The organism is Bradyrhizobium sp. WSM1743 (assembly GCF_000473065.1).
Taxonomy (GTDB): Bacteria; Pseudomonadota; Alphaproteobacteria; order Rhizobiales; family Xanthobacteraceae; genus Bradyrhizobium.
In genome coordinates, this window is record NZ_AXAZ01000009.1 from 1 (window position 1) to 24,849 (window position 24,849).

The 24,849-nt window shown below is 62.8% G+C and carries 25 protein-coding genes and 2 pseudogenes; 14 read left to right on the forward strand and 13 right to left on the reverse strand.

From position 1 onward, the window contains the following. The first annotated feature begins 87 nt into the window (after positions 1 to 87). On the forward strand, positions 88 to 1,119 hold the full coding sequence (locus YU9_RS0107030; protein WP_036017133.1) for an IS110 family transposase: 1,032 nt from the start codon (positions 88 to 90) through the stop codon (positions 1,117 to 1,119). A gap of 703 nt (positions 1,120 to 1,822) precedes the next feature. Continuing rightward, positions 1,823 to 2,074: a DUF3551 domain-containing protein gene (locus tag YU9_RS0107035; protein ID WP_027572159.1), complete on the forward strand. Its 252-nt coding sequence runs from the start codon at positions 1,823 to 1,825 to the stop codon at positions 2,072 to 2,074. 157 nt (positions 2,075 to 2,231) lie between these two features. On the opposite strand, the gene YU9_RS51010 is transcribed toward YU9_RS0107035, so the two are convergent. Together YU9_RS51010 and YU9_RS0107045 are read right to left on the reverse strand one after the other, a co-directional pair. Then, entirely contained in the window at positions 2,232 to 2,477 is a 246-nt protein-coding gene (locus YU9_RS51010; protein WP_156951734.1) for a hypothetical protein, read from the reverse strand. A gap of 319 nt (positions 2,478 to 2,796) precedes the next feature. Continuing rightward, positions 2,797 to 4,374: a winged helix-turn-helix domain-containing protein gene (locus YU9_RS0107045; protein WP_027572160.1), complete on the reverse strand. Its 1,578-nt coding sequence runs from the start codon at positions 4,372 to 4,374 to the stop codon at positions 2,797 to 2,799. 157 nt (positions 4,375 to 4,531) lie between these two features. On the opposite strand from YU9_RS0107045, the gene YU9_RS0107050 reads away from it, so the two are divergent. Further along, complete coding sequence (locus YU9_RS0107050) at positions 4,532 to 5,452, forward strand: DUF1127 domain-containing protein (protein WP_027572161.1); 921 nt, start codon at positions 4,532 to 4,534, stop codon at positions 5,450 to 5,452. A 77-nt stretch (positions 5,453 to 5,529) separates the two neighbouring features. Here the strand turns inward: YU9_RS0107050 and YU9_RS41090 are convergent. Further along, positions 5,530 to 6,401, reverse strand: a pseudogene (locus YU9_RS41090) (LysR family transcriptional regulator). Between the two features lie 128 nt (positions 6,402 to 6,529). Here YU9_RS41090 and YU9_RS0107060 point away from each other — a divergent pair. Then, entirely contained in the window at positions 6,530 to 7,183 is a 654-nt protein-coding gene (locus tag YU9_RS0107060) for a hydrolase (protein ID WP_027572162.1), read from the forward strand. A 110-nt stretch (positions 7,184 to 7,293) separates the two neighbouring features. Here the strand turns inward: YU9_RS0107060 and YU9_RS0107065 are convergent, their stop codons facing one another. Both YU9_RS0107065 and YU9_RS0107070 read right to left on the reverse strand, forming a co-directional pair. After that, entirely contained in the window at positions 7,294 to 8,298 is a 1,005-nt protein-coding gene (locus YU9_RS0107065) for a methyltransferase (RefSeq protein WP_027572163.1), read from the reverse strand. A gap of 13 nt (positions 8,299 to 8,311) precedes the next feature. After that, positions 8,312 to 9,283, reverse strand: a complete 972-nt coding sequence (locus tag YU9_RS0107070; protein WP_051380360.1) for a tripartite tricarboxylate transporter substrate binding protein — start codon at positions 9,281 to 9,283, stop codon at positions 8,312 to 8,314. Positions 9,284 to 9,448: 165 nt separating this feature from the next. Here YU9_RS0107070 and YU9_RS0107075 point away from each other — a divergent pair, with 165 nt between their 5' ends. Together YU9_RS0107075 and YU9_RS0107080 are read left to right on the forward strand one after the other, a co-directional pair. After that, positions 9,449 to 11,026: a winged helix-turn-helix domain-containing protein gene (locus YU9_RS0107075; protein ID WP_027572165.1), complete on the forward strand. Its 1,578-nt coding sequence runs from the start codon at positions 9,449 to 9,451 to the stop codon at positions 11,024 to 11,026. Positions 11,027 to 11,131: 105 nt separating this feature from the next. Next, entirely contained in the window at positions 11,132 to 12,754 is a 1,623-nt protein-coding gene (locus tag YU9_RS0107080; protein WP_027572166.1) for an ABC-F family ATP-binding cassette domain-containing protein, read from the forward strand. Between the two features lie 167 nt (positions 12,755 to 12,921). Here YU9_RS0107080 and YU9_RS0107085 read toward each other — a convergent pair whose 3' ends face one another. Then, positions 12,922 to 13,455: a transposase gene (locus YU9_RS0107085; protein WP_027572167.1), complete on the reverse strand. Its 534-nt coding sequence runs from the start codon at positions 13,453 to 13,455 to the stop codon at positions 12,922 to 12,924. A 78-nt stretch (positions 13,456 to 13,533) separates the two neighbouring features. On the opposite strand from YU9_RS0107085, the pseudogene YU9_RS45490 reads away from it, so the two are divergent. Beyond that, a pseudogene (locus YU9_RS45490) lies at positions 13,534 to 13,701 on the forward strand (MBL fold metallo-hydrolase); the annotation flags it as partial. Positions 13,702 to 13,880: 179 nt separating this feature from the next. Here the strand turns inward: YU9_RS45490 and YU9_RS0107090 are convergent. Further along, entirely contained in the window at positions 13,881 to 14,129 is a 249-nt protein-coding gene (locus YU9_RS0107090; RefSeq protein WP_036017136.1) for a hypothetical protein, read from the reverse strand. 49 nt (positions 14,130 to 14,178) lie between these two features. Here YU9_RS0107090 and YU9_RS47490 point away from each other — a divergent pair, with 49 nt between their 5' ends. Together YU9_RS47490 and YU9_RS0107100 are read left to right on the forward strand one after the other, a co-directional pair. Continuing rightward, positions 14,179 to 14,331 carry a hypothetical protein gene (locus YU9_RS47490; protein ID WP_156951735.1) on the forward strand — a complete coding sequence of 51 codons (153 nt, stop codon included), beginning with the start codon at positions 14,179 to 14,181 and terminating at the stop codon, positions 14,329 to 14,331. Then, complete coding sequence (locus tag YU9_RS0107100) at positions 14,331 to 14,795, forward strand: cupin domain-containing protein (RefSeq protein ID WP_027572169.1); 465 nt, start codon at positions 14,331 to 14,333, stop codon at positions 14,793 to 14,795. Before YU9_RS47490 ends, YU9_RS0107100 begins: the two co-directional genes overlap by 1 nt. Positions 14,796 to 14,798: 3 nt before the next feature. Here the strand turns inward: YU9_RS0107100 and YU9_RS0107105 are convergent, their stop codons facing one another. Further along, the gene (locus YU9_RS0107105) at positions 14,799 to 15,761 is read right to left on the reverse strand and encodes an alpha/beta hydrolase (protein ID WP_027572170.1); all 963 of its coding nucleotides are present in this window, start codon (positions 15,759 to 15,761) and stop codon (positions 14,799 to 14,801) included. 181 nt (positions 15,762 to 15,942) lie between these two features. Between YU9_RS0107105 and YU9_RS45495 the strand changes: the two genes are divergently transcribed. Both YU9_RS45495 and YU9_RS0107115 read left to right on the forward strand, forming a co-directional pair. Then, complete coding sequence (locus YU9_RS45495) at positions 15,943 to 16,107, forward strand: hypothetical protein (protein ID WP_245266319.1); 165 nt, start codon at positions 15,943 to 15,945, stop codon at positions 16,105 to 16,107. Positions 16,108 to 16,239: 132 nt separating this feature from the next. Next, entirely contained in the window at positions 16,240 to 16,443 is a 204-nt protein-coding gene (locus tag YU9_RS0107115; RefSeq protein ID WP_027572171.1) for a hypothetical protein, read from the forward strand. A 27-nt stretch (positions 16,444 to 16,470) separates the two neighbouring features. Here the strand turns inward: YU9_RS0107115 and YU9_RS0107120 are convergent, their stop codons facing one another. The 3 genes from YU9_RS0107120 to YU9_RS0107130 are packed head-to-tail and all read right to left on the reverse strand — an operon-like array spanning position 16,471 to position 19,063. After that, complete coding sequence (locus YU9_RS0107120) at positions 16,471 to 17,592, reverse strand: HD-GYP domain-containing protein (RefSeq protein WP_027572172.1); 1,122 nt, start codon at positions 17,590 to 17,592, stop codon at positions 16,471 to 16,473. Between the two features lie 35 nt (positions 17,593 to 17,627). Then, positions 17,628 to 17,957, reverse strand: a complete 330-nt coding sequence (locus tag YU9_RS0107125; RefSeq protein ID WP_027572173.1) for a PilZ domain-containing protein — start codon at positions 17,955 to 17,957, stop codon at positions 17,628 to 17,630. Further along, on the reverse strand, positions 17,954 to 19,063 hold the full coding sequence (locus YU9_RS0107130) for a DUF2336 domain-containing protein (RefSeq protein ID WP_027572174.1): 1,110 nt from the start codon (positions 19,061 to 19,063) through the stop codon (positions 17,954 to 17,956). The genes YU9_RS0107125 and YU9_RS0107130 overlap by 4 nt, the downstream gene beginning before the upstream one ends. Positions 19,064 to 19,348: 285 nt before the next feature. Between YU9_RS0107130 and YU9_RS0107135 the strand changes: the two genes are divergently transcribed. Both YU9_RS0107135 and YU9_RS0107140 read left to right on the forward strand, forming a co-directional pair. Next, entirely contained in the window at positions 19,349 to 20,296 is a 948-nt protein-coding gene (locus YU9_RS0107135) for an AraC family transcriptional regulator (RefSeq protein ID WP_027572175.1), read from the forward strand. Positions 20,297 to 20,346: 50 nt separating this feature from the next. Beyond that, entirely contained in the window at positions 20,347 to 20,937 is a 591-nt protein-coding gene (locus tag YU9_RS0107140; RefSeq protein WP_027572176.1) for an NADPH-dependent FMN reductase, read from the forward strand. A 125-nt stretch (positions 20,938 to 21,062) separates the two neighbouring features. On the opposite strand, the gene YU9_RS0107145 is transcribed toward YU9_RS0107140, so the two are convergent. Both YU9_RS0107145 and YU9_RS0107150 read right to left on the reverse strand, forming a co-directional pair. After that, on the reverse strand, positions 21,063 to 23,144 hold the full coding sequence (locus YU9_RS0107145) for a methyl-accepting chemotaxis protein (protein ID WP_027572177.1): 2,082 nt from the start codon (positions 23,142 to 23,144) through the stop codon (positions 21,063 to 21,065). Positions 23,145 to 23,233: 89 nt separating this feature from the next. Continuing rightward, a complete protein-coding gene (locus tag YU9_RS0107150; RefSeq protein WP_027572178.1) occupies positions 23,234 to 23,674 on the reverse strand; it encodes a DUF1810 domain-containing protein in 441 nt (146 codons plus the stop codon). A 186-nt stretch (positions 23,675 to 23,860) separates the two neighbouring features. Here YU9_RS0107150 and YU9_RS0107155 point away from each other — a divergent pair, with 186 nt between their 5' ends. After that, positions 23,861 to 24,817: a DUF2778 domain-containing protein gene (locus YU9_RS0107155; protein ID WP_027572179.1), complete on the forward strand. Its 957-nt coding sequence runs from the start codon at positions 23,861 to 23,863 to the stop codon at positions 24,815 to 24,817. Positions 24,818 to 24,849 lie beyond the last annotated feature (32 nt).

Consider the following 24,849-nt stretch of genomic DNA (forward strand, 5'->3'; position numbering starts at 1 on the left):
TGATGCTGTGGACGGCTCCTCCACCGGCACGAGAGTGCCAAGGTGTGGGCGCCGTTTGAGGCTCCCACGATTCGGAGGAGCAGCCCTATGCAGCCAATTTCGACCATCGGTCTGGATATCGCGAAGTCAGTCTTCCAAGTGCACGGCGTTGATGCAGCTGGCCAGGTGATCATCCGCCGTCAGTTGAAGCGCCGGCAAGTCCTGACGTTTTTCCAGAAGCTGCCGCCCTGCCTGGTAGGGATCGAGGCTTGCGCATCATCACACCATTGGTCCCGCGAGTTGCAGGCATTGGGGCATGCGGTGCGATTGATGCCTCCGGCCTATGTGAAGCCCTACGTCAAGCGGCAGAAGAACGACAGCGCTGATGCGGAGGCGATTTGCGAGGCGGTGACGAGGCCCAACATGCGGTTCGTGCCGACCAAGACGGTTGAACAACAGAGCTGTCTGATGCTTCACCGAGCGCGCCACCTCTTCATCCGCCAGCAGACTGCCGTGATCAATTCAATCCGCGCCTATCTCGCCGAGTTCGGGATTGTCGCCCCTGTCGGGCGCAGGGGTGTCGAGCAACTGCTGGAAGTCGTCGCCGATACAGCCGAAGACCGAGTCCCGGAGGGCGCCCGGATGTGTCTTGCTGCTCTCGGTGGTCAATTGCGCGCGCTGAAGGCCCAGATCCTGGAGTTCGACCGACGCATCATCGCCTGGCATCGATCAAGCGCGACGAGCAAACGGCTGGACGCGATCCCCGGCGTTGGGCCGGCTTTGGCAACAGCTCTGGTCGCGAGCATTGCTGATCCTAGAGCTTTTCGATCGGGACGAGACTTCTCGGCCTGGGTTGGGCTTGTACCGAAGCAGAGCTCGAGCGGGGGCAAAGACAAGCTTGGCAGCATCAGCAAGCAGGGCGATCGCTATTTGCGTAGCCTGTTTACGGCTGGCGCGCTCGCCGTAATCCGCTACGCCAAGATCCATGGCACCGATCATCGGCCATGGCTCACGCGATTGTTGGCCCGCCGGCCCACCAAGGTCGCGGCCATCGCGCTTGCCAACAAGCTCGCCAGGATGGCCTGGGCGATGATGGCGAGGAACGAACGCTACCAGGAGCCGGCCGCGCTGGCGGCCTAAACGAGATCGCGCCGACATCGCCGGCGTGACGTAACGGTTGGGAGGGCGAACAGCACGTAATGCAGCGCCGGTCGATCCGGCGATCAGGACAACCCATACGGGCCACGGCATCTTCGAATGCGTGCTTTTGATCGGGACCTGATCCGCGGAGGGCATTATGGCCAGCGGTCAAGTGAACCGCACAAACAGGCCGAACACATGGCTGCTCCGACCAACGCCGCAAAGTGAAGATTCTCCTTGCCAACCCGGAGCCGTCCACACATGGCCCATCGCGACAAATTCCGGCTGACGCCCCCCGATGTCAGCCGTGAGGTGTAAACCGGACGCTACCTTGACCGCCAGCAGTTGGCGGGCGCGTGGGCCTTCCTCAGGCAAAGTGAGGCAGTACCTATGCCATTCCGCTCGCCCCGGCCCTTCGTCCCGGATCGACGGTTTCGCAACGGGGAGTGCCGACCTTCTGATTCGTATCGGTCGCATCCTGCTTGCGTGGATCTTCGTAGCGCAGTTCTAGTTTTTCTCTTCGTCTTGACGGCGACTGTGATCGCACATCGCTATTGGGAATATCCCGCCGGCCCGCAACAAATCGGACAGGGTGGCGCTTTCGTTCCAGCGGCTGCCTTGAGGGTATTCTGGCCGGGTGACATATATCGACAGCAGAGCGGCGGTCGACCTGAAGCTTTGCTGACATTTAAGGGAGGTGGCGATGCGGATGCTCCGTTGGCTGATGCTGGGCAGTGCGGCGATCCTGATGGTTGGCGCGGCTACAGCTCAAACTTTCGATCCCAGGCGCCCCGTCTGCCTTCAGAAATGGGAGTGGGGTGGCAGCACGTATTTCGAGTGCGCCTATACATCGTGGGATCAGTGCCGAGCCGCGGCGACCGGACTTGCTGCGATGTGCCTGGAGAATCCCTATTGGCCGCGTGACGAACGCGCGCACGTCCGGCGAAAATGGTGATCCTCGAACGACAGACCCGAAGACTTCAAAAAAAGCTGAAGTCAAAGTTGCTGACATTTGATCTGAATCAAATGCCCAACTGAGTGGAAGCAAAGGCTCTCGTCGGGTGCCGATCCGCGAGCGGCATCGCCTCGTCAGTGCACGGCACCCCATGCAGTCATGGAGGAATGTCATGCTTCGATTCCTTCTCTTTGCTCTGGCCGCTCTGGTTTTCGTCACGATCAGCCTTATTCCTGACGATGCATACGCCCGCCGTGGCGGCGGTGGGTTTCATGGTGGCGGCATGCGCGCTGGAGCGGTCCATGGCGGCGCGCGGGTTGCGCATGTACGAGGCGGCGGATACCGCGTTGCAGGAGGCCGGTATGGCGTCGCTGGGCGTGGTTACGGATATCGGCCGGTACAAGGCCGTCCTGTGGCGCGGTATGGCAGTGGCTCGTGGAGTGTACCGCAATGCGGCTTATCGCGGGGCGTATAGGGGCGCGGCCTATGGTCTAGGCGCGGCGGCGGTAGGAGCCGCGGCAGCCCGTAGGATGGGTAGAGCACTTGCGAAACCCATGATGCTTGGTGGTCCGATGCTGTCGATGGGTTTCGCTGCGCTCTACCCATGCTACAGGCTACGGGCTGAAGCAGGCTTCACGCGTCGTCCTCACCAATATCAGCAAGGCCCGCAGGAGACTTCCGCGCTCGTTTGCCCGAAGGTCTGCACGGACCGTGAGCGGACATCATCCCTCCGGCACGCCGGCCAGGCGCAAGCCCCGATACATCCGTTCGCGCATTGCAAGATAGGTCGGATGATCGCTCAACGCGCCGTTTCGGAATCGAAGAATTGAAAAGTTGGGATCGAGCGTGAGTCCTGCCTTGACGGCTGCCTTCGCCTGATCCGTTGAGCCGAGCAGCGCGAGCGAAGCCGCGAGCAAGAAGTGCGTGATGGGATAGTTGCGATTGGCTTCAAGGCTGCGTTGCCAGCGGTCAACCGCCTCCTTATCCGCCGAAAGCTGAAATTTGGCTGCACCGGCGTACAACAGCCAACGATAGGCAAGTATGTCGCGAGGCGAGAGGCGAAAGGCCTCGTTCATGTGAGCCTCAGTCTCCAACGCGCGACCGGTAAGAAACTTCGCTGCACCAATCTGCGCATGTGCACCTGCCAAATTGGGGTCCAAGTCCAATGCACGCTCACACTCGGCGATGCCTTGTGGCGCTCGATACGTGAGAATTAGCAGGTCGCCCAATACTAGATGGGCCAAAGCATAGTTCGGCGCCTGAGACAACGCTTTCACCAAGGCCCCCTCCGCCATTGTGAGGCGCGCGGTCCTGTCTGACGAATAAAGGCCCGATCCGAGCGACAGGTCGACAATCGCCGTTCCCACCATCGCCGCTGTGTTTTCAGGATCAAGTGCCAACGCTCGCTGAAAAAGATCGCGCGCTTTCCCCAGGTACTCGGGAGTTCTCCCCTTGTGCAGCAGGGCTGTAGCTTGAAAACGAAGGTCCATTGAATTGGGGTTCGGAGACCGTGCAGACCGTCTGGCCTCCTGTTCAGTGAGCTGCGCTTCGAGTGCGTTGGCGAGCCGCGATATGATCTCGTCCTGCATATCGAACAGATCGGCAACGAGCTTATCAAAACGGTCGGCCCAAAGATGCGCACAGGTTTCCGTATCGAGGAGCTGAACATTTACGCGCAGTCGATCGCCGCTGCGTTGCAGCGAGCCTTCCAGCAAATACCGGACGTTCAACTCTCGGCCGATCCGCTTTAGGTCGATTTTCTTGTCCTTGTACGTGAATGCTGTGTGTCGACCTATAACGAACGAGCCGCTGATACGCGACAAGTCGGTGGTTAGACTCTCGGCTACGCCGTCAACGAAGTAGTCTTGCTCGGGATCGCCACTGAGGTTGGCGAAAGGCAGCACGACTATGGAAAGACGAGGCGGCGAAGCCGAGGTGGCCCCCTTGGTGCCAAGTCTACTCAAGATGCCGGAGCGAGATGCGGGCTCCTCCGTTTCTTGAACCGTTCCGATGAAATGGAGGCCTTTGCGGGGCAACGTCTTGATGAGGCGCTGTATGTCGCCGGTATCACCGACTGCGCTTCGAACCGCGTTGATGCGAGTCGTCAATGCCGCATCGGATACGGCACGGCCGTTCCAAATCGCCTTTATCAAGTCGTCCTTACTGACAACCTGATCTCGATTGCAGATCAGATAATGCAAGAGGTCAAACGCCTGTGGCGCAACCGGAATGACCTCCGCACCGCGACGCAACTCGCGCCGATCGGCATCCAATACGTATTCCTCGAAGAGGTAGCGCAAGCTGCCACTCCGCTAAAAGAATCTCCGCCACGCGGAGGGCGGTTCCGAATGCAAACAATAAGCAGCCGATAAGGAAAATGTAAGCTGCGAGTCAAGCGTGTCCGATAGGACCCTGGCAGCCTCACCCGGCAGAAACAATGCCCAGTGGGAGCCACCGATGAGCATGACCTACGGCGCCAGGTGGGTGAGACGGACTGCCGAATCAACGTGGCAAGTCGCCATTCTTATCAAGAGGTTGTGGAGTGCAGTTCAAGAACGGCGTGGACGCCAGATGGCCCAAGCAGCCCTGCACGAACTCAGCGACAGGGAGCTCGAGGATATCGGCACGACGCGGGGCGAGATCGATTACGTGACCTCACAGCGAGGTATCGCGAGGCCAAATCGTTCGACGGCCTGGCACAGCGGCGGTACATTTGTCTTTCTGTTACTCTGTAACGTATTCATCCTCGCCCCCGTATATGAGGCCAAAGCTCAATGCACCGCGCAGGACGTCCTGCGGACCCACCTGACCCAAAAGGCAGCTCCGCCGGCTGCCGGTCCCCGGATTCCAGTCGGCTCTGCCGCTGATCTTCCGGTATGGAAGACGATTGCGATAGGAACGTTCAGGGATCCAATCGCCCTTCGCAACGCAATGAGTGCAATGGGTTGTGGCGTCGGCGACTCGGCTGCGGAGGTCCTTGCTCGGCCGGCCTTCACCCTCAGCGGCCAGAAAACTGAAGTAGAGCTTCTTTCGGTTTCGGCGGCCGAACTCGGTCTCCAGGGCGAGACGGCATCGCTACAAAAAATCTATGCGCATGCACAACGACTTGGTCTTGGACTTGCCCCCGCCGAAGTCGCTCCCCAGCTCAGGCTTCAGTATCTGGACCAGCCAATCGGTGAGTTTCTCATCATTGCGATGGAGCCGATCAGGACTTGGGCCGGTGAGCCGATCATCTTAACGGTAGCCAATGGCGGAGCAGGGCTCATCCTCATTGGCCAGGATGCACACGACGATGCGGACGTATCGGTAACGTCCCGCTTCGTGTTCGTGCGGCGTGAGAAAGCCGCACCTGCCGAGGCAGCACTCGTCCATGACTGACTTTCCAGACCGGACTTGCGGCTATCTGACGGCGACAGATGTTTCGCCCTTCGGATAGGAGCATGGACGGGAGCGGTTCACGCAAGGGGCGGATTTTCTTCGAGACGCTCGATCAACAGTTCAGTAAGGGCCTGCACCTTCCGTGAGGGATGTTGGCCCGGCGGGCGAACGACGTATGCACCTGCCGATGGTGGTGGATGGCGGGTCATGACCGAAACAAGCGCGCCCGATGCCAGGTATTCATGGACCACGCAATCGGGGAGCCAAGCGACCCCGAGCCCTGCTGCCGCGGCGACGGCGAGAGCTGTGCCGTTGTCGGCCTTAAAGCGACCCCGCGGATGAACCGTGACGATTTCGTCTCCATCCACGAACTGCCAGGTTTCGGTACCTTGCATCAGCGCTTCATGGGCGATGAGCTCGTCCAGCGTCTCCGGGGCACCGTGCGCCTTGATATAGTCCGGGCTCGCGACAAGCTTCCCGTAGATCGGCCCGACGCGTCTCGCAATCAGGTTAGAGTCTTGAAGATAGCCAACCCGAATGGCGCAATCGAATCCCTCTGCAATGATATCGACGAAGCGATCGCTATAGGCAGTGTGGATGCGAAGCTGCGAGTGACGTCGCGCCATTTCCGCGAGTATGGGCGCGAAGTGGGTCGGGCCGAACGAAAGCGGCACAGCAATCCGCAGGCGGCCGCGAAGATCGCCCGCGGGTCCTTGGCCGCGTCGATCTCGGCGCGGGCTATGGCTGCATGGTTTCGAAACGTGATCCCGGCTTCCGTGAGAGCGGCGCCACGGGTGGTTCTTGCAAGAAGCTGGACACCCAGCTCCGCTTCAAGGCGGACTAGCCGCCGGCTGACGATCGACTTCGAGACGCCGAGCCGGCGCGCGGCGGCCGAAACGCCCCCAGCATCGGCTACTTCGACGAATGTATTCAAGTCTTCAATGTCCAACTCGGCGTTCCCCACTTTGCGACACAGCTTGGCAGAATAGGGCGCTATCGTATCACAAATGGCAATGACAAGTGTCTGGGCGCGGCGCCGCAGTCGGCGCATGTCTCAGCACAAGAGAGGATATATTCATGAGCTTTCGCAATGGGCTTGCTTCGCTTCTTCGCCCTGAAGATTCGGTGCTCGTTCTGATCGACCACCAGCCTTACCAGCTTGCGAATCTGAACAGCCACGATCCGCACATGGTCGTCAACAATTCGACGGCGTTGGCGAAGGCCGCGAAGGCCTTCGGCGTTCCGACCATCCTGACGACCGTGATCGCCGATCGCGGCGGTCTCATCTTCCCGCAGATCACGGATGTCTTCCCCGGTCAGGAGGTGATCGACCGGACGTTCATCAATACCTGGCAAGATAAAAAGGTGGTCGACGCGGTCAAGGCGACCGGCCGCAAGCAGCTCATCATCGCCGGCCTATGGACCGAGATTTGCGTTGCGATGCCGACGATCCAGGCGCTCGGCGAAGGTTGGGACGTGACGGTTGTCACCGATGCGTCCGGCGGCACTTCGGTCGAGGCCCACGAGGTCGCCATCCAGCGCATGATCGCGGCCGGCGCGAACATGATGACCTGGCTGGCAGTGGCGTCGGAGTGGCAGCGCGACTGGGCCCGGACAGAGCATGCCGCCGAGCTTTCGGAGCTGCTTGTGCAGCATGCCGCCGGCAGCGGCATCGCCTTCCTGTGGGAGCAGCAGCTGCTCAACACGCCCGTGCCGAGCGCCGCAGGCTGATCCAACGGGGAGTGACGAGAACCACGAGCGATGCGCCGGCAAACCCGCCCGCTTGTTGCCTCGTCATTCCCCCTATGAGGCCCATAGGGGAGAGCGGTAATCCTCGTTACTCAGCGCGGCCGAGCTTCAATCACATTATGGATGCCCGCGGCAAAAACGCGCGCCAACTCGAAGCCGGACCTAGCAAGGAGGTCTGAAAATTCCTCGCGCGTGCGCTCTCGTCCGCCCGGCGAAACAAGCATATTCAGATCGCTGAACTTGATGGCCGGCGCTTCGTTGGGGCGGCCGACAAGACGTTCGATGAGAAGCAATCTTGCAGTATCCTGCGTCGCGCGCCGGCACACTTTCAGGATGGCGATGGCTTCATCGTCGCTCCAATCGTGAATGACGGCTCGCATCAGATAAGCATCGGCGCCTTCAGGCAGCGTTTCGAAGAAGCTTCCGCCCACGATATCGCACCGATCGATGACGCCGCGTTCCGCCAATACGGCCCTTGCTCTCGCTATGACGCCCTGCTGATCGAACAGCGTGCCGCGAATGTGAGGGTGAGCGCGCAAGATCTCCGCCAACATCAAGCCTTGCCCGCCACCGACGTCCACGATGTGGCGGAACGGCGAAAAATCATAGGCGCGAACCACCGCTTCGGCGCTGGCGCGAGATAATTGCGTCATCGCACGATCGAACGTTGCGCCGTGTTCGGGGTGCTCGGCGCGGAATTGCCACACGTCCTTGCCGTTCAGATCTTGAAACGCGTTCTCGCCGGTTTGCACGCTGTGCAGCAGATGGCCCCAAGCCTGCCAGAAATACGGGCTTCCGACCACTTCCGCCCACGCTCCGAGCGGCGTCGCGGAATCCGTGCGCAAACAATCGCCCATTGGGGTGAGCCCAAATGTTCGGTCTTCCTCTTCTCGGAAAATATCCACTGCAGCGAGCGCCCGTAACAACCGGTACAGCGAATCAGGATGAGTTTTTGTCAGTGCCGCGAGCTCGCCGACCGAACGAGCGCCGTCATGCAGATGGTCGGCGACTCGCAGCGTTGCGGCGACACGGATGGCCTGTGTGATCTGAAAGCCATTGATGAGGGCCAGCAGATCGCGCGAAGGGTCGGATGCCACTTGACGGACTCCGTCACTGGGTCGCTTTGAACTGGATTGCCTTCGCAAGATCGGCAAGGCGTCGGCGGTATTGGTCCAGCAAGGCAGAGAACTCGGACGCGGTACCTGGACGAGCAGCCTGCCCAACGGCGGCCAGTCTTTCACGAATGCCGGGATCGCTTGCGACGGCGCGGACATCGGATGCAATCCGGTCACGCAAGGTCTCGGGCATTCCGCGTTTGCCGTAGAATCCCACCACGCCCTCCATTCGAAGTTCGGGAAATCCGGCTTCTGCTACGGTCGGCACATCAGGAACAAGCGGCGCCCGGACGTCGCTCGCAACTGCAAGGAGCCGCGCTTTGCCTGACTGCACCTGCGGCATGATCACGCCCAGTGCGTGCGCGAACACATCTATGCGGCCCTCTCCAAGATCGTGGAGAGCGGGGGCAAGGTCGCGATAGGAAACAACAGCGAGATCCAGTTTCAAATTCTTGAAGAACCCTCCGACAACGAAGGGCGGAAGACCGGGCGCGCCCGCCCAGTTCAGCTTGCCTGGTTGAGCCCGAGCCGTTTCGACCAAATCGGCGAGCGAGCGGATCGAGCTCTTCTCGCTGGCCGCAATTGCCAGGACGACGTCTGAAGTTGGAGATATCGGGACCAGTTCACGCACCGGATCATAGGGCAATTTCTCGAGCGTAATCGGATGGACAGTGTATACGGCCGAGATTCCATAAAGCAGGGCATGATCGTCGTCGGCGTTGAGAAAGGCAGAGACCCCGATCACGCCATCGGCTCCCGGCCGATTTTCCACGATGACGGGCTGTCTCCAGCGTTGGGAAAGTCGCTCCGCAAAAAGCCGCGCGCTGAAATCGGCGGCACTCCCGGCCGGCACGGGCAGAATCAAGCGGACGGTCCGATGCGGCCAGTCAGCGGCAACGACAGCAGAGCTCCAGGATAAGGCGACGGCCAGAAGGACGCCGATGACAGCGGCAGAGCGACCGGACATGCGGATAGCACCCTCCTTCGGAGACCTGTGTTCTGCGATCTGAATCCTCGCGCGCAGACCGTATCAGGGCGTTCCCGTACTCGCTTAACCTTCGTCTTACCATTTCCTCACTGATGGCTTATCTTTGGCATCAGCACCGTCGCACATCACTCAGGTCGTTGCAGCTTGCGCTATTTCTTCGATGAATTTGTATTTGACTCTGAACGGCGCGAACTGCGTCGTGGGACGGACATGATACCCGTTGCGCCACGGGTATTCGATCTGCTCGACTATTTGATCCGCAACAGGGAGCGCGTCCTCAGCAAGGAGGAGATTATCAAGGCGGTCTGGAACGGACGTGTCGTATCCGACGCAGCGCTGACCACTCGGCTGAATGCGGCTCGGAATGCCATCGGCGATTCCGGCGATGTGCAGCGCCTCATCAAGACACTGCCGCGCAAGGGCTACCGCTTCGTCGGACGCGTGCGGGAGGAACAGGGCAGCGCAGACCCAATCATCGCCGATCGACCGAAAGAACCGCCTCGACCGGTTCTCAGCTTGCCGGACAAGCCTTCAATCGCGGTTCTCCCCTTCACCAACCTGAGCGCCGATCCGGAACAGGATTATTTTGCCGACGGGATGGTCGACGACATCATAACGGCGCTATCCCACTTCAAGGCGTTGCTGGTCACTGCCCGGAATTCCAGCTTCACCTACAAGGGGCGCGCGGTGGATGTGAAGCAGGTCGGGCGTGAGCTCGGGGTACGCTACGTTCTGGAAGGAAGCGTCCGCAAAGCATCGAACCGCATACGGATCACCGCACAACTTCTCGATACCGCAACCGGGAGCCATCTTTGGGCCAACCGAATCGATGGCGGGATAGGGGACGTATTTGACCTGCAGGATCGGGTGACCGAGAGCGTCGTCGCCGCCATTGCACCGGCCGTGGAAAAAGCCGAGATCGAGCACGCCAAGCGTAAGCCGACCGAGAATCTGGACGCTTATGCCTTCTATTTGCGCGGCATGGCCAAGCTGTACCAGTTTGCCAGCCAGCAAGCGAATGAAGAAGCGCTACGCCTGTTCTATCGTGCAATCGAGCTTGATCCAGACCTCGCATGTGCCTACGGGCGCGCCGCATCCTGCTTCGCCCGCCTCAAGGCTGATGGTTGGATTGCGGTTACTCCGAACGAAATAGCCGAGGTTGCGCGGCTCACTCGGAAAGCGACCGAGCTGGGCCGAGACGATGCGATTGCGCTCGCCGCGAGCGGATGGGCCTTGGCGTTTGTCGTTCACGATCTCGGCGCAGCCGCCGACTTGATGGAGAGGGCGCTTGTGCTGAATTCCAATCTGGCGGAGGCGTGGCGTTTCGGCGGATGGGTGAAATGTTGGCTCGGGGAGCCCGAAGCTGCGATCGAACGCTTCGCGCGTGCTATGCGCCTGGATCCTCTGGACCCACGGATGGGCGGAATGCGAAGCGGCGTTGCGCATGCATATTTCTTTGCCGGCCGCTACGAAGACGCGGCCGGCTGGGCTGCAATGGCATTGCAGGACCATCCAAGCTTCCAACCAGCGCTGCGCATCGCTGCCGCAAGCCATGCGATGGCCGGACAGATGGACCAGGCCAGGCATTCATTGGCTGAGCTGCGAGCGCTCAATCCCACGCTGGTCCTGTCCAATTTGAAGGACCGGTTGGGGCCCTATCAGAAGACGGAGGATATTCGCCGATACGAGGAGGGGTTGCGCCAAGCTGGACTGCCGGAGTGAGAATCGAGGCTCAGATGACATGGATCCGTACCTCGCCGGGCTTCCCCTCGCGCCCCGCATGCCCTATGACGCTGCAACGCAAAAACTCCCCCCAAAAAAGAACTCATGATCCGTCTCGACAACGTCAGCAAGCAGGCTGGCCACCAGATCCTGTTCATTGAAGCTTCCGCGGCCCTCAACAAGGGCGAGAAGATCGGCCTCGTCGGCCCGAACGGCGCCGGCAAGACCACATTGTTCCGGATGATCGCCGGCGAGGAACTGCCCGACGAGGGGCAGGTCTCGACCGATCGCGGCATCACCATTGGCTATTTCAACCAGGACGTCGGCGAGATGTCTGGCCGCAGTGCCGTGGCCGAGGTGATGAATGGCGCGGGTCCCGTCAGCGAGGTTGCGGCCGAGCTGCGCGAGCTCGAGGCTGATATGGCCGATCCTGACAAGGCCGACCAGATGGACGAGATCATCGCGCGCTATGGCGAGGTGCAGCACCGGTTCGAGGAGCTCGACGGCTATGCGCTCGACGGCCGCGCGCGCGAGGCCTTGGCGGGCCTCGGCTTCAGCCAGGAGATGATGGACGGGGATGTCGGCAAACTCTCCGGCGGCTGGAAGATGCGCGTGGCGCTGGCGCGCATTCTCTTGATGCGTCCCGACGTCATGCTGCTGGACGAGCCGAGCAACCATCTCGACCTCGAAAGCCTGATCTGGCTGGAAAAGTTCCTGCACGATTACGAAGGCACGCTGCTGATGACCTCGCACGACCGCGAGTTCATCAACCGCGTGATCTCCAAGGTGATCGAGATCGATTCCGGCTCGCTCACCACCTATACCGGCGATTACGAGTTCTACGAGCAGCAGCGGGCGCAGAACGAGAAGCAGCAGCAGGCGCAGTTCGAACGCCAGCAGGCCATGCTTGCGAAGGAGATCAAGTTCATCGAGCGCTTCAAGGCGCGCGCCTCGCATGCGGCGCAGGTGCAAAGCCGGGTCAAGAAGCTCGACAAGATCGAGCGGGTCGAGCCGCCGCGCCGCCGCCAGAGCGTTGTGTTCGACTTCCCGCCGGCGCCGCGCTCGGGCGAGGACGTCGTGGCCTTGAAGAACGTCCACAAGGGCTATGGCAGCAAGCGCATCTATGACGGGCTCGATTTCATGATCCGTCGTCGGGAGCGCTGGTGCGTGATGGGCGTCAACGGCGCCGGCAAGTCGACGCTGCTCAAGCTCGTCGCCGGTGCGAGCGAGCCCGACGAGGGCACGGTGGCGCTCGGGGGCAGCGTCAAGATGGGCTATTTCGCCCAGCACGCGATGGATCTGCTCGACGGCGAGCGCAGCGTGTTCCAGTCGCTGGAGGACGCGTTTCCGACGGCGGGGCAAGGCTCATTGCGCGCGCTCGCCGGCTGCTTCGGCTTCTCCGGCGACGACGTCGAGAAGCGCTGCCGGGTGCTGTCGGGCGGCGAGAAGGCGCGCCTCGTGATGGCCAAGATGCTGTTCGACCCGCCGAACTTCCTGGTGCTGGACGAGCCGACCAACCATCTCGACCTCGCCACCAAGGAGATGCTGATCACCGCGCTGTCGGATTTCGAGGGCACCATGCTGTTCGTCTCGCACGACCGGCATTTTCTGGCGACGCTGTCGAACCGCGTGCTGGAGCTGACGCCCGAGGGCATCCACCAATATGGCGGCGGCTACACGGAATATGTCGCGCGCACCGGGCAGGAGGCGCCGGGATTGCGGTCGTAGTGGTGGGCGGTAGCCCGGATGGAGCGAAGCGTAATCTGGAGGTCGTGTGACGTCGGCGGTCGTGCCGTGCGGTCGGTCCGGCCCCGGATTACGCTGCGCTCCATCCGGGCTACGAGGGTTAGTTGATGGACCCGTAGCCCGGATGGAGCGTAAGCGTAATCCGGGGATCAGTCTCCGCGTTCACCGAAGTTGCCGTTTATCTCGCCGGGTCCTCCCCAATCGGGAGGCAGTACACCAGCGCGAACGCAGCGATGGAGCGAGGTGTAGGGCCATTCAATCGGCGACGCAACGAGCCCGTGCTTTACCGGATTGTAGTGGATGTAGTCGGCGCAGCGCTCGAAATCCGTGTCGTCGCGAATAGTGTGCTCCCAAAAACGCCGTTGCCACAAAGCGAATTCGCCACGGTCATTGCGGGAGATCGGGACACCGGAAGCGGCCAGCCGGTGAGTGAACAGGCTCTTGATCCGTCGCCATCTCCCGGAGAAATCAGCGTCATCATCCGGCAGCGTCATGATGAGGTGGAGGTGATCAGGCAAGATGACGATTGCATTGATCGTGAACGGTCGCTCGGCGCGCGTTACGCGGAATGCGCTGCGGAGCTTATCGACGTGATCCACCAGCGCGGATGACCTTCGATCGTCCAGCGTGACGGTGAAGAAGTACGTCCCGCCGGGTACGAAATTTCGCCGATAGCGAACCATGCGAGGGACTTTCCCGGATTGCGCTACGCTTCATCCGGGCTACAACCAGATCGAGAGATTTGCAATCAATTCGCTTGCGCGAGCCCGGACTGGGATCCGAAACAATCGGCGATCTCGCGGCGAAAGTTCTTTGCGTCAGTTGCGGATACCGACACGCTGATCCTGCCGATCCATTTTCCGGCGCCGACAGTGGGATGGATCAAGCCGCTGGAGGGAGCGTTTGATTATAAGTTCAAGCGGGAATGAGGCGGCGAACCAGTCGCCGGGCTCATGTCCCGGACGCGGTGCGGCACGCAGTGACGCGCCGCTGAGCCGGGACCCACCTCTCGGACTGCGTGTGGAAACATGGGCCCCGGCTCTGCAGCGCATCGCTGAAGAGCGCTGCGCTGCGTTCGGGGCACGAGAGGTTTCTTGCAATGCGCGCCTTACGCGCTGGTCTCGCACTTCTTCATGAAGCTGTTCTTGGCGGCGCCGACGAGCGGCTTGCCGTCGGAGCCGACGGCCTTGGGTGCGCAGGCATCCGCCTTGCACTTCTTCAGGAACGAGGTCTTGGCGGCGCCGGCCAGCGGCTTGCCGTCCTTGCCGACGGCCTTGCTCTCGCAGGTCTCTTGCGCGAAGGCCGAGCCCGCTGCAAAAGCGGCAACGATCGCTGCGAGGAAAATCCGCTTCATCATGGGTGTCTCCCTAAACCAGAAATGGCGGGGCGGATTGGAGCCGGGAATCGTGGCGCAATCAAGCAAGATCGGCGCCGTCGTCCGTCCGCTTGCCAATTTTTCGAGCGCGATCGGCAAATGTCCCCGTCTGTTGCACCGCTCGCTGACCCGGCCGGACAATCCTGGTAGCTTCGGCTCGATCGAGATGAAGGGAGTATCGTGATGGACGCCACGATCCCGAAGGGCGAACAATCCGCCGGGCGGCATTCTCACCTGGTTCAGCCGCAAAACATGGACTGGCAGAAGACACGCTTTCCAGGGTGCGAGGCCAAGACGCTGCTGTTCGATCGGGGCAGCGGTCTAATGACCGCCCTGATGCGCTTTGCGCCGGGCTCGGTGCTGCCCGATCACGAGCATGTCGGCATCGAGCAGAGCTACGTCATTGAAGGCGCGCTCGTCGACAAGGAGGGCCCGGCCAAGGGCATTGCCTGCAAGGCCGGCGAATTCATCTGGCGCGAGGCGGGCAGCCGGCATGCCGCCTGGTGTCCGGACGGAGCCTTGATCCTGGCGATCTTCCAGGTGCCGAACAAGTTCTTCGAAGCCGATGGCCGCGTGGTCGACGCCTCGGGTCAGGATTGGGACGAAACCTGGGGGCACACCGACGCGCACCGGGCGCGGAGCAGCTAGGGGCTATACACCCCGCCCGAGCAACGCCTTGAAGTCGGCCCGCGCGCGCTGCGCTTCGGCGCGCGCGACGTCCGAGGCGTCGCCCATGCCGAAATAGCCATGGATCAGGCCGGGGCCCTCATGGTGCTTGACCCGGACGCCGGCCGCCTCCAGCGCCCGCGCATAGGCGGCGCCCTCGTCGCGCAAGGGATCGAACCAGGCGGTGGTCACGATCGCCGGCGCAACGCCTGTTAGTGAGGCGGCCCGCAGCGGCGAGACGCGCCAGTCCGAAGCATGGCCGGGATCGGCGAGATAGTGGCCGCAGAACCATTCCATCGTCGCGCGCGTGAGGAAGTAGCCCTCGGCATTCTCCGCGCGCGAGGGATAGCGCGCGTTTTCGCGCGCGTCGGCGTAAGCGCCGAGCACGTCGGTGACGGGATAGACCAGCAATTGCGCCGCGAGCTTGATGCCGGCATCGCGGCAGGCGATCGCGGCGGTCGCTGCGAGATTGCCGCCGGCGCTGTCGCCGGCGACACCCACGCGCTTTGCATCGCCGCCAAATTCCGCGACGCGGTCGAGGATGTCGCGCACCGCGCCGAAGGCGTCCTCGAAGGCGCCGGGAAAGCGCGTCTCGGGCGGGCGACGATAGTCGACGGAGACGACGACCGCGCCGGTCTCGATCGCGAGGTTGCGCGCCTGCCGGTCGTGGGTTTCGAGATCGCCCGCAACCCAGCCGCCGCCATGGAAGAACACCACCGTCGGTGCCGGCGTGGGACCGGCGCGGTAGACGCGTGCGTCGAGCGGGCCGGCGCCGCCTTGCACCTTGATATCCTGCACGCTGTCGACAGGCGGGGGCGGGATGGCGGCGCGCGAGGCAGCCAGTGCGCGCAAGGAATCGCGGGCGCTCTGTGGCGTCATGACCGCGGGATCGCGCATCGGCATGAGCGGAATGATCTGGGCGATGACGGGATCGAGCGGTGCGGCCATGGGGTTTCCTCACAGGGTTCTTGGTCTTGCTTGGCCGTTAGCATAGGTTTTGCGCGCCGCATCGGCAACCGGCGTCGCATCGCGATGCAGGCGGATGAACGGGCGGGGAGGTTCAAGAGGTGGCATCGTGCTCGCGGCGTGGGACCGCGGTCTCGGCTCTGTCAGCAACGGGTAGGGCATCGTGCGCTCCGACATCGTGCGCGAGGTCGCCAAGATTCCGGAGGACGAGGTCATCATGACCTGCGTCGCGATGGGCTATCCCGACGACAGCTTTGCCGCGAACGCGATTCGCTCGGACCGCGAGCACAACGACGAGTTCGTGCGTTACGTGGGTTTTGCCGATTAGCACGTGGAAGAGGAGATTATTCTCTGGCGGAAATTTTTGGTGCGGTGTCGCGAGCGGCCTCTTGCAATCTCGAAGATGCGGGAGGAACAATATGCGGACTGAGAGGTTTGTTGCTGGCGCGAGGGAATTAACATGCGGCGGCTGGCTAGCCTGGTTCGGCGGTTCTTCGGTCCGCGACTGCGGCACAAGATCGATGATGATCCAAGTCTTCCTTTCACCTCTGACGAGTTCGGCCGGCTGATTCGCAGCGGCCGGCACGAGGACATGAAGCTGCTGGCCGAGGGGCTGGCCTGCCGGTCGATCCCGCGCCGCGCCAGCTATCGTGCGACGCATTAGGCCGCGTTCGAGACCGGTCTGCCGCGCTCACCGCGTGAGCGCGACCTGCTTGAACGAGTGGACCAGCGCCTTTTCCAGCTTTCCGGTCATCCCGCACAGAACGTTGTAGGCCTCCGCGCGCGGCATGGTCGGCTTGTAGTGCCGGTGCTCGATCAGCGCCGCGAAAATGTCCGAGATCGTTAGAATCCGTACGATGTCGCCAATGCTATCGCCGCAGAGCGCATCGGGATAGCCGCTCCCGTCGAGGTACTCGTGATGATGGCGAACGGCGTCCAGTATCTCCGGCGAGATCCCGTCATGGTCCTTGAGAAACTCGTAGCCGGCGGCGGGATGCGTTTCGATCAGCGTGCGTTCCGCGGCATCAAGACGGCCCGGCTTGTCGAGGATGGGGAGCGGAATCCGCGCCTTGCCGATATCATGGAACATGGCAGCCGAGTAGAGACGTTCCAGGTCGGCCCTGCCGACGCCGAGGCTCAGTCCGAAGTCGATGGTAATGCCGGTCACGAGCAGGCAATGCTGATAGGTTCCTTCGTGATGGCGCCGTACCGTCATGAGCCACTCCGTCAGGCCATGCTGGCCGATGCGATCGGCGATCTGGCGACCGGCTTCCTTGGTGCCGTTTACGTCAAGCGGTTGGCCCAGCGTCACAGCCGTGAACATCGATGCGACAGCGGTCGCCGCCGCCTCGACGGCGTTGTCCGGTTGCGGTGCGTCGCCTGACGCAGCGGACGATTCGTCGGCCGGATCGGTCAGTGCCGCCAGCAGTCTGGTCCGGCCGACCGTGCTGGGAAGGACCAGCGTCGCCCCGAGCGCGTAGGCTTGCGAAATGCAGACGTGGGAGGTGTGCTCGAGCAGGAAGATGCGCTTCCTGGCCTTCGCCAGCTTGCCGGCCCGCTTCTTGATGGCGGCGATATTGTCGAGGTCGCGCAGCTCCGCGCGGATGACGATGATGGCCGGCGTCTGCGACAGCCTGGAATCGGCATCTAGTCGCTCGCCTGCAACAGTGAATTTCTCCTCGAGGATCGAGCAGACGCCTGAGAGCTTGTCGGACGTGTCGGCCAGCACGTGCAGGAAGGGACGAACGGTCCCTGTCTCTCGGATGCCGCCGTCACCATTGAGGAGGCCGGATCTGGTTCGCACGTGCTGCACGGTCTGACTCAAAACAGTGGGTGGATTGTTCGAATCTACTTGCTCTGAACCGGGTTCTGCGCAGGCGCTGGTGCGCCTGCCGGCTTCTTCTTGCCGCCAATGGTAATGAAATGGATGCCAGCCGTGGTGCCGTCGATCCAGATCAGTTCGCAGCGCCGGTAGGCGAGACCGGTCGACGACAGCAGCATGAAGAACTCCTTGGCCCGGAGCACGTCGAGCGTGCCCTCGACCTCGATCTTGGCGCCGCTTTGCGACACGTCCAGCAGTAAGCAGCTGCGTCGCCAGGTGCCGTCCGAACCCATGAGATTGATCGGCCGCCTGTGGTCCATTTTCACGCGAACGGCTTTGCGACCGTTGATTTTCATCGGCTAATCCCCCTCTTTACGCCGCGATTTCCCCGACTGCTCTCCTTGGCGTTTGCGGCAATTTCCCCCCAACGCACCGTCCACTGGCTGGTCGACAGAAGCAGCGTCTCGAAAATGTGCTGCGCGCGTTCGCGCTCGGCGAAGGAAAGCCTTGTGCCGCAGCGGTTGCTCAGGATGGCAAACGTGGTCTGCCAGTTCAGCCGCGAGGCACGGCAGGCCATGACCAGACCCTCGCAATCGTCGTCGGTCATGACATGCTCGATGATCTCGATGGGAGCCCCCGAAAGCACCGATAGCGCCGTAACGAGGTTGGCGGTCTCGCCGCGGATGGCGAAGCGGTTCACCGTGGAATCGTTGAGCTTGCCGATGCGGTTGAGCGCGACGATCTCCGGCCGCGCGCTTGCATAGGCAGCCGTGCAGGGCAGCTTGGGGGCGGTTGGCACGGCTGTTGCGGCTTGAAGCGAAACGGCGGCTTTCGGCGCTATGCAGGCTTTCGCAGCTGCTGAAGCCGGCAGCAATTCCCGCATGACTGCGTCGGGCGTGTCCGGCCTGAGCGCCAGCGCCTTCGTGAGTTCATCATCCGTCAGGCACCTCTCAACGAGCGCAACGTAAGCGGCATCAGAGAATCGTGCCTTGGTATTGCCGATCAGCGCAATGCAAGCGCTGCGGGTGCCGCCGTTGATCAGCGTCTCGATCACCAGGGGATCGATAGGCGCGCGGCCGGCGATCGCACATTGCTGCCGTTCGCCGCTCGCGGCCACGATCGACTTGAGATCGGCCGCGGACAGCGACTGCGATCTGAGCAAGACCGGGCACGCGACCTCCGGATCGTGGTGCGAGGCGAGACGTCGTACGGTCTTCGGCGGAGCCGCTTTGAGCTCCGCGAGCGCCGCGCTGAGATCGATCAGCGCACTGGCCTCAACCCGCTCCGTCAATCGCAGCAGAACGCCGTCGGCCACATTGGCGAGCAATTCCTGAGGCCGGTCGCGGCTATCGGTGAGCAACTGCAAGATGCCGGAGAGGATGCGAGTGCAGCGGTTCAGCGGACACGTTGCGACTGCGTCTTCCAACTCAACCAGAATATCAGCAGGCGAATTTGCCATCATGGCAGGAGCCTGAATTGAAAAAATTTGACTGTACAACGTTCGTTATTGCGCCTTAAATCCGTTAATTTTTAATTTTGAGAATTAAATGCCGGGGTATTATGCACCGCCGAATTTCGGGAAATGCTATCGAAATTTGGCAAGACATGCCTCCCGGCCTGTTTTTTCAATTGGAGGTAACTTCAATTGACCAGGACAGTTTGATTGTGCGGTGCAATGCAAAACCGAAGGGGGGAAGCGGCACGCAGCCGGATGCACGTCAAACACGACGCTGCGTTTCTTATTGCCATGAACAGCATTGATGATGTGTCGAGGGTGGCACTCAAGACATTTCGCTTTTCGGATGCCGACGAATTTCGAAACGCCATACGCGGGCTGAATTTCGAATTCACGCCTCTTGTACGGAAGATTTCGGCTGAGCAGACAATCCTGTCGTTGCCCGGCTGCGACGTGAATTTGACGCGCGCGTTTCCGCGGGTGGTTGACGCACAGCTCGTGGAGAATTGCACGGCGATCGGCTTCACGATGGACGACCTCAACGCACCCATTCGCTTCAACGGCTCGCAACGTGCGCGACCGGTCGTGGTCATTGGCAGCGGCGGCGCGGCCTACACCACCATTGAGGAGGTGCAGAGGCAAATCGCCTCAGTGGTTTTCAGGCCGGAGGTGAGGGGGCGTGGCTGGCCGCACACGCTCTCGAGCTTCAAGATTTTTGAAATCTCCGCGGCCGGCTTGCACCGGCTGCGCAGCGTGGTTCGCCAGGTGCTGGCCGAGGCGTCCGGCGCTGTCGAGGCACCGGAGCTCCTATTGAAGGGCGCGGCGATGAAGGAGTCCCTGCTCGGAGCCGTCGACGAAGCCTTCGAAAGCGTCGTTTCGGCCCGCTGGACCCTGGGCCCCAACGACGGACGGAATTTCAGGATATTCCAGGATATTCGCGCGCTGCTCTCCGACGACTTGTCGCAGCCGATTTACAGCGATGAGATTGCGCGCAAGCTTGGCCTGTCCGTGCGCACCATGCACGACGTCGTCCGCCGCTATCGCGGCATGAGCCTGCACCGCTATTTGCGTCTGCGCCGGCTGTGGCTGGTGCGCCGGCGGCTTCTTGCCGGGGCCGATAGCGTCAAGGCGGTCGCGCTGGCGTTTGGCTTCTGGCATCTCAGCGATTTCTCCAGGAGCTACCGCGACCAGTTCGGCGAGATGCCGTCGCAAACGCTGGCCCGCGGTCGCGGACGATAGTGCGACAAATCGAGTAGGGCCTGACGCCGGTTTCGTGTTACCGTCCTGCCATGAGCAATCGCATTCTCGTCCTCTACGGTTCCTACCGTTCCGACCGCATGGGCATTCGCCTTGCGAATTTCGTCATCAATCGGCTGCGCGGCCGCGGCGAGGAGGCCGAATTCATCGACGCCAAGGCGATCGGGCTGCCGATGCTCGACCGCATGTACAAGGAATATCCCAAGGGCTCGGCGCCCGCTGAGCTGGAGAAGCTGGCCGGGCAGATCCGCGACGCCGACGGATTCGTCTTCGTCACCGGCGAGTACAATTGGGGCATCCAGCCCGGCCTGAAGAACCTCACGGACCATTTCCTCGAAGAGTGGTTCTGGCGGCCGGCCGCGATCGCGAGCTATTCGGCCGGCCGTCTGTCCGGCGCGCGTGCCGCGACCGCTTGGCACGGCACGCTGTCGGAGATGGGCATGGTGGTGGTGTCGAGCACCGTCGGTGTCGGCCCGATCGCGCAGACATTGTCGGCCGACGGCGAGCCGATCGGCGACGGAGGCAAGGCGCTGGAGCGCGCGTTCCCGCGCTTTGCCGACGATTTGCTGTGGTGGATCGAGGCGGCGAAAGCACAGCGGGCGCGCAAGGCGCCGCCGTATTGATGTCCTTCGCCGCGAAGACGCTGCCGTAGCCCGGATGGAGCGCACAGCGCAATCCGGGATCTCGTGCGTCAACGGCACCGTCCCGGATTACGCTTGCGCTCCATCCGGGCTACGAATCCGTGCTCTTACGCCGCCCTGACCTCGCCGAGGAAGCGGTCGAACTGTCCGGCGAGATCGCGCGACTGCGTCGAGAGCTGCTCGGCGGCGCCCAGCACCTCTGTCGCGGCGGCTCCCGTGTCGTCGGCGGCGCGCTGCACGCCGGAGATGTTGCTGTTGACCTCCTGGGTGCCGCGGGCGGCCTCCTGGACGCTGCGCGCGATCTCCTTGGTGGCCGAGCCCTGCTCCTCGATCGCCGCGGCGATCGCGGTGCCGATCTGGTCGATCTCGGCGATGACGTCGGCGACGTTGCGGATCGCGGCCACGGTCTCGTCGCTTGCGGTCTGGATCGCCGTGATCTGCTCGGAGATCTCGGTGGTGGCATTGGCGGTCTGGCCGGCCAGCGACTTCACTTCGGAGGCGACCACGGCAAAGCCGCGGCCGGCATCGCCGGCACGGGCGGCCTCGATGGTCGCGTTCAGCGCGAGCAGGTTGGTCTGCTCGGCGATGCTCTGGATCAGCGTCACGACGTCGCCGATCTTCTGCGCGCCCTCGGCGAGGGCACGAGCGGTATCGCCGGTGCGGCGGGCGTTATCGACGGCGCGGGCCGCGATCTCGGTGCTTTGGGCGACCTGACGGCCGATCTCCGCGATCGAGGAGGTCAGCTCTTCGGTGGCGCTGGCGACGGTCTGCACGTTGGTCGAGGTCTGCTCGGAGGCGGCGGCGACCACGGCGGCCTGGCTGTTGGTCTGCGCCGCCGTCGAGGTCATCGACTGCGCTGTGCTTTCCATGGTCGCGGAGGCCCGGGACAGGCCGCCGACCAGCTCGGTGACCTTGGCCTCGAAGGCGCGGGTCAGATCGTCGAGCGCTTGTGCGCGGCGCATCTTGCCGTCGTTCTCGGTCTGCTTCTCGGCGGCGAGCCGGTCGGCCCGGATCATGTTGTCCTTGAACACCTGAACCGCAGCGGCCATCGCCCCGATCTCGTCGGAACGCTCGGCGCCGGGAATGCTTTCCGCGACCTCGCCATCGGCGAGCCGTGACATCCGCGTCGTCAGGGTCACGATCGGCGCGCAGACGCGGCGGCGAACCATCACGATGAGGCCGACGCTCGCGATCAGCACGGCGAGAAGGCCGGCGAGTGCGATCGTGAAGCTGGTGCGTGCGGCCGAGGAAGCCCCGGCGAGGATCTGCTCGGCGTTGTCGTAGAAGGCGTCGCGGACCTCGATGATGGTGCCGAGGCCGCGTTGCGTGGCGGCGTAATAAGTGTCCATGTCGTGCTCGTACTTGCCGCTGACAGCGCCGTCCTTCACCAGCTTGAGCTCGCGGCCGAACTCCTCGACATAGACCGAATTGAACTTCTCCAGCGCTGCGGCGACATTGGCCGGCGTCGCCGGATTGCCACGCAATTCCAGCAGCGCCATGACGAGCTGATCGTTGCGGCCCTGCGAGCGGCCGATGTCGGCCTTCTCGGTGTCGGTCGCCGGCTTCTTGCCGCCGACGAGATTCTTGTGCAGGCTGGAGTTGAAGCCGCCGACGTCGCGCAGAGTCATGGCGGTGTTGGCGTAGCTGGCCTGCCGGTAGGCGTCACCGTTCAGGATCGCCATGCGGCGGACCTGCTCGTTGAGCAGCGCGGTCACGCCGCCGTTGAGCACGGCGTTGTCGGCGACGATCTTCTTGGCGGCGTCCTTGCGCGCCTCCGCCGGACCGGCGAGCGCCTTGTCGATCGCCTCGCGCAGCGCCGTGAACTTCGCATCGATGCCGTCGATGTTGCTGCCGATGGTGGTGCCGTCGTCGAACGGGCCGGGCAGCTCCTTGCGCAGCGCGTTCATCTTGTCGCGGGCGCCGTCGGTCTGCTTGCGCAGCTTCTCCTGCTCGGCAAGCAGCGCGGGATCGATGGTCGCAGGCCCGTAGAGGATGTTGGTGGAAAAGCCGCGTTCGGGATTGAGATAGCGCGGGATGTCGCTGACGGCGCGGACGATCGCGAGCCGGCCTTGCGCCTCGGAGATGCGCTCCATCGTCTGGTACTTCGTCACCGCGACGTAAACGGCGAGGCCGCCGCCCACCGTCGAGAGCGAGACGATGGCGCTGGTCAGGAGCGTACCGATTTTCATGATCTGCCCGGCAAATGGCGGAGAATTATTTTGCCCGGACGATAGGTTGTCCTTGTTAATCGCGGGTTTACGCTGCCGATCCCGTCACCTCAGCCGGATGTGCGGTCGAGCTTCGCCAGGATCTCCAGCGTGGCGCCGTCGCGCTCGCCTGCGAAATATCGGGCGATCGCCTGATCGAAGACGGGCTCGCCGGACACCGCGCCGAACAGCATCATCGACGAGCGGAATTTCGCGTCATCCGGCGCGCCGAGGATTGCATTGATGGTCCGGCCCTCGATCGCGAGCACGAGTCGCGTGCATTCGATCAGGCGCACCCCGAGGACGGGGTGGGCGAGGTAGGCCTCGGCCTCCGCGCGGGAGCCGATCGCGTAGCGCTGCGACATGGCGCTGAAGCCGAGGCCTGCGACCTGCGGGAAGATGAACCACATCCAGTGAGTCTGCTTCCGGCCCCGGGCCAGCTCGCCCTGGACGTCGCGATAGACCGGGTCCTGGGCCCGGACAAAGCGGTAGAGATCGAAAGGATCGGTCATTGGATACCTAGGGGGCTTGCCGGCCGCGATTATGCCTAACTTTTGGCTCCCAATGTGGTAGCTGGTATAGAGTCTCCGGGTGGGGGTGGTACCCCCGGGGGTCGATTTGGGGATCTGATGGTTTCCGACGCAGCACATGCCGAGAGGCTGTTGTCGCGCCGCCGTGTCGGGCGCACCGAGACGATCATGCTGTCTCTGGCAGCGATCGCGCTGGCGCTTGGCACCGCCGCGTGGGTCGCGGATATGGGCGACTCGACTCCGCTGGTCTCCGCCGCCTTGCCGCCGGCGAATGCCCCTTCGTTCGAGGACCGTTTCGCGTCGGCCTCCGGCAGCCCGTCGCCCCGCGAGCTCGGGCTCCGGGCGCTGGAGCGCTCCGCCGTGAATGCGGTCCAGCTCAAGCTGCGGGACGCCAAGGCGATGCTCGCCCAGAGGCTCCAGGGCGACGACTGGCGCTCGATCCTGACCGAGGACGACCACTCCTCCGCGGTCGAGGAGGCGAGGCCCTCGCAACAGCACGCCGATGTCGTTCCGATGCCGCGCTCGCGTCCGGTCCAGGCGGACTTCTCCGCCCAGATCGCCTCCAGCCAAGCCTATGCGGAGACCAACCCCAGGGTCGATAACCGCAACTTCTTCGAAAAATTCACCGACAAGATCAAGCTGGCCTCGTTGACTCCGAGCGACGGGCTGTTCGGCAAGGCGCCGGATCTTGCCGCCCTCGGCTACGATTCGCGGACGGCGGTTTATGACATCTCGGCCAAGGCGGTGTACTTGCCGAGCGGCGTGGCGCTGGAAGCCCATTCCGGCATGGGCGCGCTGATGGACGACCCCGACCATGTCGACCAGCGCATGGTCGGCGCGACGCCGCCGGCGACCTACGACCTCAAGCCGCGCGAAAAGCTATTCCACGGCGTCCGGGCACTGCGCATGACGCCGACCGAGGGAACCAGCGCGCTCGGCCGCGTCGGTCTGCTCACCCACAACTACATGCTCGGGCCGCGTGGCGACTCCAACGGCTGTGTCTCGATCAAGGACTATGATCGCTTCCTCAAGGCCTACGACAACGGCGAGTTCAACCGTCTGGTCGTGGTGCCGAGCCTGCGCGGATCGGCGACCGCTTCGCAGCGCGCGAGCACCGATTCCTGATATCCGCCTATGACGGCGGGGGTGCTGCCGTT

Coding starts and splice junctions, on each gene's coding strand:
- YU9_RS0107030 (WP_036017133.1), top strand. CDS start 88: ATGCAGCCAATTTCGACCATCGGTCTGGATATCGCGAAGTCAGTCTTC.
- YU9_RS0107035 (WP_027572159.1), top strand. CDS start 1,823: ATGCGGATGCTCCGTTGGCTGATGCTGGGCAGTGCGGCGATCCTGATG.
- YU9_RS0107050 (WP_027572161.1), top strand. CDS start 4,532: ATGAGCATGACCTACGGCGCCAGGTGGGTGAGACGGACTGCCGAATCA.
- YU9_RS0107060 (WP_027572162.1), top strand. CDS start 6,530: ATGAGCTTTCGCAATGGGCTTGCTTCGCTTCTTCGCCCTGAAGATTCG.
- YU9_RS0107070 (WP_051380360.1), bottom strand. CDS start 9,283: ATGTCCGGTCGCTCTGCCGCTGTCATCGGCGTCCTTCTGGCCGTCGCC.
- YU9_RS0107080 (WP_027572166.1), top strand. CDS start 11,132: ATGATCCGTCTCGACAACGTCAGCAAGCAGGCTGGCCACCAGATCCTG.
- YU9_RS0107085 (WP_027572167.1), bottom strand. CDS start 13,455: ATGGTTCGCTATCGGCGAAATTTCGTACCCGGCGGGACGTACTTCTTC.
- YU9_RS0107090 (WP_036017136.1), bottom strand. CDS start 14,129: ATGATGAAGCGGATTTTCCTCGCAGCGATCGTTGCCGCTTTTGCAGCG.
- YU9_RS0107100 (WP_027572169.1), top strand. CDS start 14,331: ATGGACGCCACGATCCCGAAGGGCGAACAATCCGCCGGGCGGCATTCT.
- YU9_RS0107105 (WP_027572170.1), bottom strand. CDS start 15,761: ATGGCCGCACCGCTCGATCCCGTCATCGCCCAGATCATTCCGCTCATG.
- YU9_RS0107115 (WP_027572171.1), top strand. CDS start 16,240: ATGCGGCGGCTGGCTAGCCTGGTTCGGCGGTTCTTCGGTCCGCGACTG.
- YU9_RS0107125 (WP_027572173.1), bottom strand. CDS start 17,957: ATGAAAATCAACGGTCGCAAAGCCGTTCGCGTGAAAATGGACCACAGG.
- YU9_RS0107130 (WP_027572174.1), bottom strand. CDS start 19,063: ATGATGGCAAATTCGCCTGCTGATATTCTGGTTGAGTTGGAAGACGCA.
- YU9_RS0107135 (WP_027572175.1), top strand. CDS start 19,349: ATGAACAGCATTGATGATGTGTCGAGGGTGGCACTCAAGACATTTCGC.
- YU9_RS0107140 (WP_027572176.1), top strand. CDS start 20,347: ATGAGCAATCGCATTCTCGTCCTCTACGGTTCCTACCGTTCCGACCGC.
- YU9_RS0107145 (WP_027572177.1), bottom strand. CDS start 23,144: ATGAAAATCGGTACGCTCCTGACCAGCGCCATCGTCTCGCTCTCGACG.
- YU9_RS0107150 (WP_027572178.1), bottom strand. CDS start 23,674: ATGACCGATCCTTTCGATCTCTACCGCTTTGTCCGGGCCCAGGACCCG.
- YU9_RS0107155 (WP_027572179.1), top strand. CDS start 23,861: ATGCTGTCTCTGGCAGCGATCGCGCTGGCGCTTGGCACCGCCGCGTGG.